Below are 14,650 nucleotides of genomic sequence, written 5' to 3' on the forward strand. Positions count from 1 at the left end.
TGCCGATGAAATGGCGTTTCAAGACCGGCGGTTTGGCCGCACGGTTTTTCCATGTTGAGCAGTGCGGCCGGGGGACAAGAACAATCGATCAGAATATGAAAGACTTCTAATGTTTTGATTGACGGCTGCAAGAAAGCCCACCGGCTTAACCTCCCGGCTTTGCAAGTGTTGTCCGCAGGAATACTCTTCCGGCGGTGATTCGCGACGCGGGAAATGCGGTTTGGCGGGTCCTATGAGGAGAGGGCAATGAAGACTTATCTGGCAGAAGTTCTCGGCACGTTTTTGTTGGTGTTCATCGGCACCGCCTCCGTGGTTACGGGCGGCTTCGGCGGCGCGCTGCCGCTCGGACAGGAAGGCATCGGCCTGGCGTTCGGCATCGGCCTGATCGCCGCGGCCTATGCGATCGGCCCGATCTCGGGCGCGCATCTCAATCCGGCGGTGACGCTCGGCGTGTTCCTGGCGGGGCGGATGCCGGCCAAGGACGTCGCCCCCTACTGGATCGCGCAGATCATTGGCGCCATTATCGCCTCGCTGGCGCTGTGGATCATCGTTTCCGGCCAGGCCGGCGGCCACACCGGCGGCTTCGGCGCCAATGGCTGGGACGAAACGAAATGGGGCATGAGCTCGGCCTTCCTGTGGGAGCTGATCGGCACCTTCACCTTCGTCACGGTGATCCTCGGCGTCACCAACGCCAAGCACACCACCTCCTTTGCCGGCCTGGTCATCGGCCTGACGCTGGCGGGCATCCACTTCGCCATGATCCCGGTGACCGGCACCTCGGTCAATCCGGCCCGTTCGATCGGCCCGGCGCTGTTTTCGGGGGCTGCTGCGCTCGGCCAGCTCTGGCTGTTCATCGTCGCGCCGCTGATCGGCGGCGCGATCGCCGGCGTCGTCGCCAAGGCCGGCGTTTTCGAAAAAGACTGACCGCGGTTCGATAAAAGTAAAAGGCGCGGGCATGACCCGCGCCTTTTTTGCTTGGGAGGTACGACCTTATCTCGCGATTTCGAAACGGTCGGCGTTCATCACCTTCGTCCATGCCTTGACGAAATCCTTGACGAACTTGGCCTTGGCGTCGGCCGAGGCGTAGACTTCGGAGAGCGCGCGCAGCTGCGCGTGCGAGCCGAAGATCAGGTCGGCGCGGGTGCCGGTCCACTTCACCTCCTTAGTCTTGCGGTCGCGCGCTTCGTAGACCTCGTCCGAACCGGGCTCGGAGCCGGCCGCCGGATCCCAGACGGTGGCCATCGAGAGCAGGTTGACGAAGAAGTCGTTGGTGAGCTGGCCAGGCCTGTCGGTGAAGACGCCATGCTTGGAACCGCCGGTATTGGCGCCGAGCACGCGCAGGCCACCGACCAGCACCGTCATTTCCGGCGCGGTCAGCGTCAGCAACTGGGCGCGGTCGACCAGCATCGCTTCGACCGACATCGGCAACCTGCTGCGGGCATAGTTGCGGAAGCCGTCTACCTTCGGCTCCAGCGCGGCGAAGGAAGCGACGTCCGTCTGCTCCTGCGAAGCGTCCATGCGGCCCGGCGTGAAGGGTACTTTCACCTCGGTGCCGCCGTCCTTCGCCGCCTTCTCGACCGCGGCGACGCCGCCTAGCACGATGAGGTCGGCGAGCGAGATCTTCTTGCCGCCGGTCTGGTCTGTGTTGAATTCCTTCTGGATGGCTTCCAACTTGGCCAGCACCTTGGCGAGCTGGGCCGGCTCGTTGACCTCCCAGTCCTTCTGCGGCGCCAGACGGATGCGGCCGCCATTGGCGCCACCGCGCTTGTCAGAGCCGCGGAAGGTCGAGGCCGAAGCCCAGGCGGTCGAGACCAGCTCGGACACCGACAGGCCGGACGCCAGGATCTTGGCCTTGAGCGCAGCGATGTCGGCCTCGCTCACCAGCTCGTGGTCGATGGCCGGGATCGGATCTTGCCAGATCAGCTCTTCCTTCGGCACGAGCGGGCCGAGATAGCGCACCACCGGGCCCATGTCGCGGTGGGTGAGCTTGAACCAGGCGCGGGCGAAGGCGTCGGCAAACTGGTCCGGATGCTGGTGGAAGCGGCGCGAGATCTTCTCATAGGCCGGGTCGAAACGCAGCGCGAGGTCGGTGGTGAGCATGGCCGGCGCGTGGCGCTTCGAAGCGTTGTGCGCGTCCGGAACAGTGCCGGCGCCGGCGCCACCTTTCGGAGTCCACTGATGGGCGCCGGCCGGGCTCTTCGTCAACTCCCATTCATAGTTGAAGAGATTGTCGAAGAAATTGTTGCTCCATTTGGTCGGCGTCGTCGTCCAGGTGACCTCGAGGCCCGAGGTGATGGCATCGCCGGCAATGCCGGAGGCGTATTTGCTCGACCAGCCGAGGCCTTGCGCCTCGATGCCGGCGCCTTCCGGCTCGGCGCCCACCAGCGAGGCGTCGCCGGCGCCATGCGTCTTGCCGAAGCTGTGGCCGCCGGCGATCAGCGCCACCGTTTCCTCGTCGTTCATCGCCATGCGGCCGAAGGTCTCGCGGATGTCGCGCGCGGCCGCGACCGGATCCGGCTTGCCGTTCGGGCCTTCCGGGTTGACGTAGATGAGGCCCATCTGCACGGCGCCGAGATGGCCGCGAAGCTCACGGTCGCCTGAATAGCGCTCGTCGCCAAGCCACTTGGTTTCGGAGCCCCAGTCCACGTCCTGCTCCGGCTCCCACACATCGGCGCGGCCGCCGGCGAAGCCGAAGGTCTTGAAGCCCATCGATTCCAGCGCGACGTTGCCGGTGAGGATCAGAAGGTCGGCCCAGGAAATCTTGCGGCCGTATTTCTGCTTGACCGGCCACAGCAGCCGGCGCGCCTTGTCGAGATTGGCGTTGTCCGGCCAGCTGTTCAGCGGCGCGAAACGCTGCTGACCGGCGCCGGCGCCGCCGCGGCCGTCGCCGATGCGATAGGTGCCGGCGCTGTGCCAGGCCATACGGATGAAGAGCGGCCCGTAATGGCCGAAGTCGGCCGGCCACCAGTCCTGCGAATCCGTCATGACCTTGTGCAGGTCTGCGATCACCGCATCGAGGTCGAGGCTCGCGAACTCCTTGGCGTAGTCGAAATCTTCGTCCATCGGGTCCGAGAGGTTCGACTGCTGGTGGAGAACGGCAAGGTCGAGCTGGTTCGGCCACCAGTCGCGGTTGGTCCGTGCGGATCCATGTGCCACCGGGCATTTGCCAGCGCTGTTGTCGTCGGTTTTCGCGTCCATCTTAGTCTCCCGATTCTGCCGAGGTTTTGCCGTGGTTGAATTGTGCCGAGGTTGATTTTTCCCGAAATTTTCGGGGGCAGCCACTGGCCGCGCCAACCTGGAATGATTCCAGACTAGGCCGGCCTGCCGATAAAGACAAATTGCCTTTCCTGTTTCGTTTGATAGGATTTTCTTATGATTGGCCTCACCGTCCGGCAAATGCATTATTTCGACGCGCTGGCGCAGACGCTGCATTTCGGCCGCGCCGCGAAACTTGCCGGCGTCAGCCAGCCGGCCCTTTCCGCGCAGATCGCCGAGATGGAAGAGCGACTGAACTGCCTGTTGTTCGAGCGCGGCGGCAAGACGGTGCGCATGACCGACGAGGCGCTTGCCCTGCAGCCGCGTATCGAGCGCATTCTGGCCGACATACGTGACGTCGAGACGACTGCCCGGCGCGGCCGCCCGGCCATGGAAGGACGCTTCCGGCTGGGCATCATCCCGACGGTCGCGCCCTATCTCCTGCCGCATGTGCTCCCGGAGCTGAAAAAGCACTATCCTGCCCTGCAGCTCGAACTGCGCGAGGCGGTGACCGCGTCGCTGGTCGAGGACGCGGCCACCGGCCGGCTGGACGCCTTCATCGCGGCCTTGCCGCTCGATCAGCCGGCGATCGTCACCGAAGGGCTTTTCCCCGACCGCTTCTTCCTCGCCGTACCCGCCGGCGATCCGGCCTTCGCCTCGCCGCCGGTGCCGCCCGAAAGCCCGGCGCTGGAGCGGCTGATGCTTCTGGAGGAAGGCCACTGCCTGCGCGAGCAGGCGCTGGCCGTCTGCGGCAATGTGCGGCCGGTGGCGATGGCAAGCTACGGCGCGACCAGCCTGACGACGCTGCTGCAGATGGTGGCGCATGGGCTGGGCGTCACGCTGGTGCCGGAAATGGCGGCAAGTGCTGCCGGCGTCATGCCGGATCTGAGGATCGTGCCGTTCCAGGAGCCGATGCCGCAGCGCATGATCTGCATGGCCTGGCGGAAGAACAAGGTGCGCCAGGACGAATGCGTGGAGCTGGCGCGCATCATACGCGGGCTGGACCGTGCGGTGCTGGGGGTGTGAAGCGCGCTTCGACGCATCTCCATCCCTGCGCCCGCCGACCGGCACTTCACGGCACAAAGATCAGGAACACATAGGTGAAAAACACCACGACGTGCACCATGCCGGTCAGGAACGTCGTTCTTTCGGTGCTGAAGCTGACGCTGCATATGAAAAGCGCCAGCACCAGAAGCACGGCATCGGACGCCGGGAGCCCCAAGGTCAGGCCCCTGCCCGTCAGCAGGCTGGCCGCCGCGACCGCCGGTATCGTCAAACCGATCGTGGCGCAGGCCGAGCCCATCGCGACGTTCAGGCTGCGCTGCAGCTCATTTCTGAAGGAGGCGCGGATCGCCGAGATGGCCTCCGGCATCAAAACCAGTGCCGCGATCATTGCCCCTACGATGCTGTCGGCCCGGGTCACCTTATAGGCGGCGAGCGCATCCTCCACGCTCGCGGCGACCTGCTCGGCGAGCAGGACGATGCCGATGAGCCCGCTCAGCAGCAGGAGCGCGCTGACGGAGATGCTTCCGTGGGGGGCAGTTCGCGTCGGTGCGTCGTGCACCTGTCCCTGGACGAAGTCCTCCCGGTGCCGGACGGTCTGGGCGAACACGAAGCTCGCATAGAGCAGCACCGAAAGGACGCTGACAAAACCAAGCTGAGCCGCCGAAAACGTGCCGGGATCCGTGGTTTGGGTGTAGGTCGGAAGAATAAGCGTCATCACGGTCAACGCGATCAGAACCGACAGGTATGCGCTGGTGCCTTGCCGGAGGATCGCCTGCTTGCGATAGCGCCAGCCGCCAAGCGTGAGACAGATGCCGACGACGCCGGTGGAAGTGATCATCACCGTCGAGAAAACGGACTCGCGCGCCAGCGTCGGGTTGTTTTCTCCATGCAGCATCATGGAGACGATGATCGACACTTCAATTGCTGTCACCGCAAAAGTCAGCACCAAAGTTCCATAGGGCTCGCCGACGCGCAAGGCGACTGCCTCGGCGTGGTCGAGCACGACGAAAATGGTGGTGAACATGATGGCGCTCGACAGCGCTCCGACGAGGATCCTGGTATTCAGCGACCCTTCGTCGACCGAAAGGCCGCTGGCCCTGACCGCGACAGCCATCGCCAGCGCGGCCAACGGCATCGCGTAGGACGTCATCGATCGCGCGTAACCAGTCATCGAAGCCCCCGAACGCCAGGCGTTTACACGAACTTAGCGGAAAAGCGCGTGGGGAGCACCTGTCACGGGCATCCTCGCAGCATTCAAAACATGATTGGAGACCGGGCGCCGTTTATGGCGTCGAATGTCTCGATGGCGTTGCGAACCGCCGTGCAGAATTTTTCCAGAAGCTCCGGCTCGGTTCCCAGTCGGCGGCGCAGCGAGAAGGGCACTTCCAGCTGCGCTCCCTTCCCCATCAGCCCGCGGTTGACGATGTTGGAATCCTGGATACCGGGAAAGGGATGGTTGTCTCTTTTTGTTTGGAAGCCGGCCTCCTGCAGACGCCCGGCTATCTCTGAAACCAGACCGGCGTCCTTGCCGCCCAGGTAGACTGTCGAGGGATCGTCGCGATCCTGACGGCCGTGGACGGCGACGACGGTAGACTTCGTCCGCAACAGTTCGAGCGCGGACTCCTCATCAAAGTTCCTGGACGTTATGTGCAGCTCCCGGTTGCTTTCGGGCATGAGCCCTTCAAAGCAATACATATCGAGATCGCCCCCTGCTATCGTCTCGGCAATCAGGGAGGTGCGGGGCTCGATCTTGCCGCCATGCGGGGCCATGACGATGGCACTTCCGGTTCGCGCGCCGCGCCGGACGACGATCCGATAATCCACGTTTTCAATTTTGGCGGCTCTCAGCGCCGCGAAATTTGGAAACTCGTTGTCCATAAATGCCGTTTCACGCCGTCTTCTGCGCCACCAGCCCGAGCTCCTCCACCATCGCCTCGCGCATCAGGAACTTCTGCGGCTTGCCGGTCACCGTCATCGGCAGCTCCGCGCGGAAGCGGATGTAGCGCGGCACCTTGTAATGCGCGATCTGGCCGGCGCAGAAGGCCTTGATCTCCTCGGCGGTGGCGATCTGGCCGGGCTTCAGCACGATCCAGGCGCAGAGCTCCTCGCCATATTTGTCGTCCGGGATGCCGAAGACCTGCACTTCCTTGACCTTGGGATGGCGATAGAGGAATTCCTCGACCTCGCGCGGATAGACGTTCTCGCCGCCGCGGATGACCATGTCCTTCACCCGGCCAACGATGTTGCAGTAGCCCTCGGCATCGATCGTGGCGAGGTCGCCGGTATGCATCCAGCCGTCGACGTCGATCGCCTCGCGGGTCTTTTCGGCGTCGTCCCAATAGCCCTTCATCACAGAATAGCCACGCGTGCAGAGCTCGCCCGGCTCGCCGACCGCGACGGTGCCGCCGTCGGCGTCGATCGCCTTGACCTCGACATGCGGGTGGATGCGGCCGACGGTTGAGACGCGCTTTTCCAGCGGATCGTCGACGCTGCTCTGGAAGGAGACGGGACTGGTCTCCGTCATGCCATAGGCGATGGTAACCTGGCTCATGTGCATCAGCGACACCACCTTCTTCATCACTTCGATCGGGCATGGCGAGCCGGCCATGATGCCGGTGCGTGGGCTGGAGAGATCGAAGCTCGAAAAATCCGCATGGTCGAGCATGGCGACGAACATGGTCGGCACGCCATAGAGACCGGTGCAGCGCTCCTGCGCCACCGCTTTCAGCGTCGAGCCGGCATCGAAGCCTTCGCCCGGGAAGACCATTGTCGCGCCTTTCGACACGCAGCCCATCGTGCCCATCGACATGCCGAAGCAGTGATAGAGCGGCACCGGAATACAGAGCCGGTCTTCGGTGGTGAGTTTTATGGCCGAGGTGACGAAATTGCCGTTGTTGACGATGTTGGAATGCGTCAGCGTCGCGCCTTTCGGCGCGCCGGTCGTGCCTGAGGTGAACTGGATGTTGATGGCCTCGCCGGGCTTCAGCCCTTCGGAGATGCGGTCGAGGCTGTCATGCTCGTCGCGACCGGCCATCGCGAGCACGTCGCCGAAATTGAACATGCCGGGCGAGTTGTCGTCGCCCATCCGGATGACTGTTTCCAGCGCCGGCAGTTTCTTGGCCTTGAGCTTGCCGGGCTCCGCCTTGGCGATCTCCGGCGCCAATGTCTCGATCATGCCGAGATAGTCGGAGGTCTTGAACTGCGCGGCGGTGACCAATGCCTTGCAGCTGACTTTGTTCAATGCGTATTCGAGCTCGGTCAGCCGGTAGGCCGGGTTGATGTTGACCAGGATCAGGCCGATGCGCGCGGTGGCGAACTGCGTCACCAGCCATTCCCATCGGTTCGGCGACCAGATGCCGACGCGGTCGCCTTTTTCGAGGCCAAGCGCCAGGAAACCGGCGGCCAAGGCGTCGACCGCGTCCGACAGTTCGCTCCAGGTGAAACGCTTGTCCTGGCCGACGAAGACGGCGGCGTCGAGCGTGGCGTATCTGCTCACCGTATCGGAAAACAATTCCGGAATGGTCTTGTCGAGCAGCGGCACCGACCGGTCGCCCGACACATGCGCCTTGCCGCCAACCGGAGCAACGAAGCTGTTGCGCGTCTTGCGCAGATTGGTGGCGTTCATGAGCTCGTCGAGTTTGATCGCCATCGCCGTCTCCTCCCGGATTGGCCAGCCTATCAGCCTGTCGGGGCAGAGGAAACCCGCCGAAGGTACTGCCCCAGCTTCCGCTTCGCTCGGCTGACCTCTCCCCGGCGGGGAGAGGAGATTGTCGGCGTCGGCGCCAATCTCTTCTTCCCGGCGGGGAGAAGGTGGCCGCGAAGCGGCCGGATGAGGGGCAGCGCCGACGCTATCCCGCTATTGCTGACATCTTCGCGGCGATGTCGCGCAAGATCGCTTTGTCGACCGCATCGCGCTGCTTCTTCGAAGCGACCAGACAGGCCTGCGACTTCAGGATCGTACCGTCGCCCAGCACCTTGAGGTGGTTGGCGCGCAGCGTCGAGCCGGTGGTGGTGATGTCGACGATGACATCTGCCAGCCCGGCGGCCGGCGCGCCTTCGGTGGCGCCGAGGCTTTCGACGATGCGATAGACCTGGATGCCGTGCTTGAGCGAAAAGAACTGCTGCGTCAGCCGCCAGTATTTGGTGGCGATGCGCAAGCGCCGGCCATGGCGCTGGCGGAAATCGGCGGCAACATCGTCGAGATCGGCCATGCTGTCGACGTCCAGCCAGATGTCGGGCACCGCGACCACGACATCGGCATGGCCGAAGCCGAGGCGGGCGACGATCTCGGCGCGCGCTTCCCAGTCGGCGAGGTTCTCGCGCAAAAGGTCCTCGCCGGTGATGCCGAGATCGACCGCGCCCTGGCCGATCTCGCCGGCGATCTCGGATGCGGACAGAAAAGCCACCTCGACATTGTCGAGACCGTCGACGCGGGCGCGGTATTTACGGTCGTCCTCAGGCAGAGTGACGGCCAGGCCGGCCTTGGCCAGCACTTCGAGCGACTGCTCCTTGAGACGGCCTTTCGAGGGGATCGCCAGCGTGATCATTTGGCGTTCTCGCGCAAGGCTTCGATGCGGTCGAGCCAGACCGAGAAGCCGACGCCGGGGATTGGCTTTTTTGCTCCCAGCAGCGTCAGCAGCCGATCGTAGCGGCCGCCGCCGACCAGCGGGCGATCGCCATCCGCCGCCGCGATCTCGAAGACGAGGCCGGTGTAGTAGTCGAGCGGGCGGCCGAACGCGGCGTCATAGCGGATTTGCGCCGCCGACAGCCCATGCGCCTCGATCGCCTTGGCGCGGGCGGCGAAGTTCTCCAGCGCTGGTCCCAGCGACAGGCCGGCATCGGCGGCGAATTTTTCCAGCGCCGCGGTCGCGTCGCTGAGCGCGACGTCGATCTCGAGAAACCCTTTCAACGCCGAAAACGCCTCGTCGGACAGCCGTACGCTGCGCAGCTGCGCTTTCTCGATCAGCCGGCGCGCAATGTCGGCCGGGGCGCGGCCGCCGGAAGCCGACAGCCCGGCTTCCTCCATGCCGTCGGCAATGTGCGCGGCAAGGCCTTCCGCATCGCCGTCGAGCACCAGCAGCGCGACCGGACCGGAGAGCTGGCTGTTGCGCGGCGGGTTGGCGAGATCGGCAAGGGCGGCCTCCAGCATCGGCGCCGAGCCGAAGGCGCGTGCAAGGCGCATGCGCCAACCGCGCGGCAGGCCGAGCGCCGCCAGCACCGCCTCGAACAGGGTCTGGTCGCCAAGCGTGATGGCGAGCTTCCGGCCGGGCAGCACCAGCGACAGCAGCGCATGCGCGTCGGCCAGCGAACGGGCATCGGCGGCGGCGGTGTCGCGGTCGCCGAGATCCTCGATGCCGGCCTGGAAAAACTCGTTGCCGCCGTCGCGGCGCTGGCGGAACACCTCGCCCAGATAGGAATAGCGGCGCGGCGTGCCGGCCTGGCTGGCGATGTGGTCGAGGCAGACCGGAATGGTGAATTCGGGCCGCAGGCACAGCGTCTTGCCGGTCTCGCTCTCGGTGAGGAAGATGCGCCGGCGCAGATCCTCGCCGGCCATGTCGAGGAACGGGTCGGCAGGCTGCAGCACGGCGACTTCCACGGCGTAGGTGTCGCGGGTGGCGAAAAGTTCGACGATGTCGGCGGCGATGGCGGGACGGGTGGTCAAGTTGCCCACTCCATTCCGCGACCCCCTGATCCCAAATCAGGGGGCCTACGACCTAAGGTCGACGCTCTACGGCGCCCCCCTCTGTCCTGCCGGACATCTCCCCCACAAGGGGGGAGATCAGATGCCGCGCCGGCTTTCGCCAATTTTGAACGTTGCAGGAAGAAGCGCGGCGCCCGAGCTGCCAATCTCCCCCCTTGTGGGGGAGATGTCCGGCAGGACAGAGGGGGGCGCGAAGGAACGCGACCTCTACCTTCCACGTGCGCGCTCCTCCGCCTGCGCCGCGAGAATCTTCTTCACCTCGGCAACCAGCTCGCTCTCCGCCACGGTCACCTGCGCCGGCCGTGCCGCGCGCCATTCGGCATTGTCGGCGATCTCGGCCGACAGGCGCGCGCCTTCGATCAGGTCCTTGATCTGCACCTCGCCTTTGGCGCGCTCGTCGCCGCCCTGGATGATGGCGACTGGGCTGCCGCGGCGATCGGCGTATTTCAGCTGCGCCTTCATGCCGGCGCCGCCGAGATACATTTCGGAGCGGATGCCGGCGGCGCGCAGCTCGGCGACCATCTTCTGATAGCGGCCGAGGCTTTCCGTATCCTTGTCCATGACCAGCACCACGACCGGCGCGACGACATCGGAGATGTCGAGCTTGCCGAGGTTCTTGAGCGCCGTCATCAGCCGCGAGACGCCGATGGAGAATCCGGTCGCCGGCACCGGCTCGCCGCGGAAACGCGAGACCAGCCCGTCATAGCGCCCGCCGCCGCCGACCGAGCCGAAGCGCACGATCTGGCCGTCCTCGTTTGGGATCTCGGCCAGCAGCTCGGCCTCGAAGACCGGGCCGGTGTAGTATTCGAGCCCGCGCACAACGGAGGGGTCGATGCGGATGCGCTCGGGACCATAGCCGGCAGCAAGCACGAGCCGTTTGATCTGAGCTAACTCTGCTATGCCTTCGGCAAAGGCGATGTTGCCCGTGCGGCTAAACAGCTGATTGAAGGGAAACCGAGGGTCCGGCGTGAAAGCAGCCCCCTCTCCGTGCGCTTCGCCATCTCCGGCCTTTCCTTCGACTGCGACCGTTGCATGCACAATGGCAAGGACCAGATTGCCCTCAGCCTCATCTAGGCCTGCGCCCTTGGTGAAATCGCCGCTCTCGTCCAGACGCCCCTTGCCTAGAAGATAGCGCACGCCGTCGGCGCCAACTTTGTCGAGCTTGTCGATCGCCCGCAGCACCGTCAGCCGGCGGCCGGCATTTCCCTCGCCGCCAAGCCCGATCGCCTCCAGCACCCCATCTAGCACTTTGCGGTTGTTGACCCGGATAATGTAGTCGCCGCGCTTGATGCCGAGCGCTTCCATCACATCAGCCATCATCATCGCCATCTCGGCGTCGGCGGCGACACCCGGCGTGCCGATCGTGTCAGCGTCGAACTGCATGAACTGGCGGAAGCGGCCGGGGCCGGGCTTCTCGTTGCGGAACACCCAGCCGGAGCGGTAGCTGCGATAGGGTTTCGGCAGCCTGTCGTAATTCTCGGCGACGAAACGGGCCGTCGGCGCGGTCAGGTCGTAGCGCAGCGACAGCCACTGGTCGTCGTCATCCTGGAAGGAGAACACGCCTTCATTCGGCCGGTCCTGGTCGGGCAGGAATTTTCCCAAAGCATCGGTGTATTCGATCATCGGCTGGTCAGCCGGCTCGAAACCGTAGAGCTCATAGACCGAGCGGATGGTCGCCATCATCTTCTCGACGGCGCGGATGTCCCCGGCGCTGCGGTCGGCAAACCCGCGCGGCAGCCGCGCTTTCGTCTTTTCCGATTTGTCGGCCATGGGATCGGTCTTTCTGGTCAATGGGCGCGCGTTTCCTAAACGATGCCGCTTGGAGCGGCAAGGGTTAGCGCCTCTCCTTCCCCGAGCGGGAGAAGGCGGATCGGCGCGATAGCGCGGAGACGGATGGGGTGTTCCAGCGGAGTGAGACGGTGGCTTTCCCTGGAACACCGCTCATCCGGCCGCTTCGCGGCCACCTTCTCCCACAAGGGGAGAAGGAAAAACTGAAACAAACCACGCGAAAAACGAAACAATTCCGCCCTCGGCGCGGCATGCTGCCGACACAATCGGCGACCATAAGGCACGCAGAAACAAGGGGTTCGGGGCCATGACGACGGCTAACGAGATTATCGAGAGCGGCACATCGGCCAGGCTGCGGCCTGCCGGCAACTTCGCCCCCAAGCCGGCTCAGCAGCCGGCCGGGCCGTTCGAGATCGCGGCCGAGGCGCGCAAGCCGACCGTTCGCGACGCGCTGGTGACCGGGCTGCTGGTGATCTACCCGGCCTTCGCAGCGGTGGCGGCAATCATTGCCGGGCTGTTCCTGGCCGGCGCCGGCAGCGTCTGACTTTTCACTCAACGATCGGGGGGATCATCATGTACTTGCGATTTGCGTGCGCGCTTGCCGGCGCGCTTGTCCTTGGCACGCCCGTCGCGGCCAATGCCTGCCAGCCGGGCGATGCCCGTCTTGCCGGCCATTATTACCTGAACGGCGTCATGGAAGTCGGTTCAGAGCTGCTTTTGAAGAAAGACGGCAGCTTCGAATTCGCGCTCGCCTACGGCGCCAACGACCAGTACGGCAAGGGCTGCTGGGTGCGGAAGGGCTCGACTGTCGAGGTCATCCCGGCAGGCCGCAGCTCCGCCTCCACGCATCACACGCCCGACGACAGCGGCTTCAGCGGACTGGTGCTGACGGTGTCCGGCTCCAGCCTGGTCTGGGACATCAACGGCAGCGGCCATAAGGGCCGGTTCGAGAAGTAGCCTCTTCTCCTTCTCCCCCTGTGGGGTGAGAAGTGGTCCGCGTCAGCGGACGAAAAGCCAATTGCTTGGCTTTTCGAGCTTCGAACGCCCTGAGCCTGCGAAGGGCCGGGTGGTGGATCGGCGCGTTAGCGCCGAGACGGATGAGGGGTGCTCCAGCGAAGTGAGACGCTGGCAATCTTGCCGTCTCCTCCGGCGGTGTCAAGCTGGAACACCCCTCATCCGGCCGCTTCGCGGCCACCTTCTCCCACAAGGGGAGAAGGGAAAGAGTGCTCTACTTCGGCCGCTTCAGCTTCTTACGCTCTTTCTCCACCTCTGCCCGGCAGTAGCAGCCTTCGAGATGGTCGTTGACCAGGCCCATCGCCTGCATGAAGGCGTAGACCGTGGTCGGGCCGACAAAGCTCCAGCCGCGCTTCTTCAATTCCTTGGATATCCTGACCGACACCGCCGTCGTCGGGTTGGCGCGCAGATGCGCCAGGTCGACGATTTCTGGCCGCTCGCCCGGACCCGGCTCGAACTTCCAGAACCAGGCGGCCAGCGAGCCGAACTCGTCCACCATCTCGCGGGCGCGTTTGGCGTTGTTGATGGTCGAAACGATCTTGCCGCGATGGCGGATGATGCCGGCATTGCCGAGCAGGCGCTCGACATCAGCGTCGGTGAACGCCGCCACCTTGTCGAAGTCGAAACCGGCGAAGGCCCCGCGGAAATTCTCGCGCTTGCGCAGGATGGTCAGCCACGACAAGCCCGATTGGAAGCCCTCGAGGCAGATCTTCTCGAACAGCCGGCGATCGTCCGTTACCGGCCGGCCCCATTCATGGTCATGGTAATGAAGATAGTCCGGCAGATTGCCGTGCCAGAAGCAGCGCGCCCTGCCGTCGGGGCCATCGAGAATGCCGGCATTTCCAGTCGCCATCGTCAGCAGATCCATTTGTTAATGCGCTTCAGCGCCGCTTTTACCGTGGCTTTACCAGATTCCTGAACCGGCCGGTAACCACACCAAAAGGTTTACTGACAAAGCGGCATTTTACGCATTCCGATTCATGTTTTGCTTGCCGCTCCACGCCAAGGATCGCGAAACCGAGGGCGCGCTCGCCGCCCCGGATGAGTTCGATCAAGGTGCGTTCCCATGAAGACAGCGTTTTGTTCCCTGCTAGGTGCCGCAGCGGTTCTTGCCGCCGGCGCCACGACTTCCCTTGCCAATGACCGCTATGCCGACCGGCCGCCGGTGATGGTGAGCCCCGACCTTTCGGCGCCCTGGGTGCTGCAGCTCGGCCAAGCGCCGGGCATCGTGCGCCCGACGCGGCAGGCAGCGCAGCCGCCGCTGAGGCGCCTCTTCCAGGCGCAGCCCGACCAGCAGCGCACGGCGGCCGTGCAGCAGCCGGCCAAGCGCATGGTGATGCGGCCGCAGATCAATCCGGTCTACCTGCCGCAGGAAGTCGCCTATGACGGCCCTGCGAAGCCGGGCACCATCGTCATCGATACGCACCAGAACTTCCTCTTCCTGGTCGAAAAGAACGGCAAGGCGCGGCGCTACGGCGTCGGCACCGGCAAGCCCGGCTTCGAATGGTCGGGCACCCACAAGATCACCGACAAGAAGGTCTGGCCGGAATGGCGCCCGCCGGCGGAGATGATCAAGCGCGAGGCGGCCAAGGGCCGTTACCTGCCGACCTATCTTGCCGGCGGCATCGAGAACCCGCTCGGCGCGCGCGCGCTCTATCTCGGCACCACCGAATACCGCATCCACGGCACCAACCAGCCCTGGACGATCGGCGGCGCAGTGTCTTCCGGCTGCATCCGCATGCGCAACGAAGATGTCGTCGACCTCTACGAGCGCGTGAATGTCGGAACCACGGTCGAGGTGATATAGTCATAGCGAATCAGCCAGTTAGACGGCGCAGCACTTTTTGTCTGATGCTGTTGCAGCCAAGTCATAGTGCTATCCTGTGG

At 64.6% G+C, this 14,650-nt stretch carries 14 protein-coding genes; 5 read left to right on the forward strand and 9 right to left on the reverse strand.

Going from position 1 to position 14,650, the window contains the following annotated elements:
• Positions 1-246 precede the first annotated feature (246 nt).
• Entirely contained in the window at positions 247-924 is a 678-nt protein-coding gene (locus tag FJ419_RS12080; RefSeq protein WP_140692144.1) for an MIP family channel protein, read from the forward strand.
• 66 nt (positions 925-990) lie between these two features.
• On the opposite strand, the gene katG is transcribed toward FJ419_RS12080, so the two are convergent.
• Positions 991-3,198 (reverse strand): catalase/peroxidase HPI, encoded by a 2,208-nt coding sequence (gene katG / locus FJ419_RS12085; protein ID WP_140692147.1) that lies wholly within the window; start codon positions 3,196-3,198, stop codon positions 991-993.
• Between the two features lie 174 nt (positions 3,199-3,372).
• Between katG and FJ419_RS12090 the strand changes: the two genes are divergently transcribed.
• A complete protein-coding gene (locus FJ419_RS12090) occupies positions 3,373-4,281 on the forward strand; it encodes a hydrogen peroxide-inducible genes activator (RefSeq protein WP_140692149.1) in 909 nt (302 codons plus the stop codon).
• Between the two features lie 46 nt (positions 4,282-4,327).
• Here the strand turns inward: FJ419_RS12090 and FJ419_RS12095 are convergent, their stop codons facing one another.
• The 6 genes from FJ419_RS12095 to hisS all read right to left on the reverse strand — a co-directional run bounded on the left by FJ419_RS12095 (position 4,328) and on the right by hisS (position 11,731).
• Positions 4,328-5,410, reverse strand: coding sequence for a calcium:proton antiporter (locus FJ419_RS12095; protein WP_246679188.1), 1,083 nt, complete (start codon positions 5,408-5,410; stop codon positions 4,328-4,330).
• Between the two features lie 104 nt (positions 5,411-5,514).
• On the reverse strand, positions 5,515-6,138 hold the full coding sequence (locus FJ419_RS12100) for a poly-gamma-glutamate hydrolase family protein (protein ID WP_140692157.1): 624 nt from the start codon (positions 6,136-6,138) through the stop codon (positions 5,515-5,517).
• A gap of 10 nt (positions 6,139-6,148) precedes the next feature.
• Positions 6,149-7,909 (reverse strand): AMP-binding protein, encoded by a 1,761-nt coding sequence (locus tag FJ419_RS12105; protein WP_140692160.1) that lies wholly within the window; start codon positions 7,907-7,909, stop codon positions 6,149-6,151.
• 199 nt (positions 7,910-8,108) lie between these two features.
• Positions 8,109-8,807 carry an ATP phosphoribosyltransferase gene (hisG, locus tag FJ419_RS12110; RefSeq protein WP_140692163.1) on the reverse strand — a complete coding sequence of 233 codons (699 nt, stop codon included), beginning with the start codon at positions 8,805-8,807 and terminating at the stop codon, positions 8,109-8,111.
• Entirely contained in the window at positions 8,804-9,922 is a 1,119-nt protein-coding gene (locus FJ419_RS12115; RefSeq protein ID WP_140692166.1) for an ATP phosphoribosyltransferase regulatory subunit, read from the reverse strand. Before FJ419_RS12115 ends, hisG begins: the two co-directional genes overlap by 4 nt.
• A 246-nt stretch (positions 9,923-10,168) precedes the next feature.
• Complete coding sequence (hisS, locus tag FJ419_RS12125; protein WP_140692478.1) at positions 10,169-11,731, reverse strand: histidine--tRNA ligase; 1,563 nt, start codon at positions 11,729-11,731, stop codon at positions 10,169-10,171.
• 325 nt (positions 11,732-12,056) lie between these two features.
• Here hisS and FJ419_RS12130 point away from each other — a divergent pair, with 325 nt between their 5' ends.
• Both FJ419_RS12130 and FJ419_RS12135 read left to right on the forward strand, forming a co-directional pair.
• A complete protein-coding gene (locus tag FJ419_RS12130) occupies positions 12,057-12,293 on the forward strand; it encodes a hypothetical protein (protein WP_140692172.1) in 237 nt (78 codons plus the stop codon).
• 29 nt (positions 12,294-12,322) lie between these two features.
• Positions 12,323-12,706 (forward strand): hypothetical protein, encoded by a 384-nt coding sequence (locus FJ419_RS12135; protein ID WP_140692177.1) that lies wholly within the window; start codon positions 12,323-12,325, stop codon positions 12,704-12,706.
• 271 nt (positions 12,707-12,977) lie between these two features.
• On the opposite strand, the gene FJ419_RS12140 is transcribed toward FJ419_RS12135, so the two are convergent.
• Both FJ419_RS12140 and FJ419_RS30755 read right to left on the reverse strand, forming a co-directional pair.
• Positions 12,978-13,616, reverse strand: coding sequence for a DNA-3-methyladenine glycosylase I (locus FJ419_RS12140; RefSeq protein WP_140692182.1), 639 nt, complete (start codon positions 13,614-13,616; stop codon positions 12,978-12,980).
• Positions 13,617-13,656: 40 nt separating this feature from the next.
• Positions 13,657-13,818, reverse strand: coding sequence for a hypothetical protein (locus FJ419_RS30755; RefSeq protein WP_181170679.1), 162 nt, complete (start codon positions 13,816-13,818; stop codon positions 13,657-13,659).
• An 11-nt stretch (positions 13,819-13,829) separates the two neighbouring features.
• On the opposite strand from FJ419_RS30755, the gene FJ419_RS12145 reads away from it, so the two are divergent.
• The gene (locus tag FJ419_RS12145) at positions 13,830-14,570 is read left to right on the forward strand and encodes a L,D-transpeptidase (protein ID WP_140692187.1); all 741 of its coding nucleotides are present in this window, start codon (positions 13,830-13,832) and stop codon (positions 14,568-14,570) included.
• Positions 14,571-14,650 lie beyond the last annotated feature (80 nt).

Origin of the sequence: Mesorhizobium sp. B2-6-2 (assembly GCF_006440615.1) — a bacterium.
Lineage (GTDB): Bacteria > Pseudomonadota > Alphaproteobacteria > Rhizobiales > Rhizobiaceae > Mesorhizobium.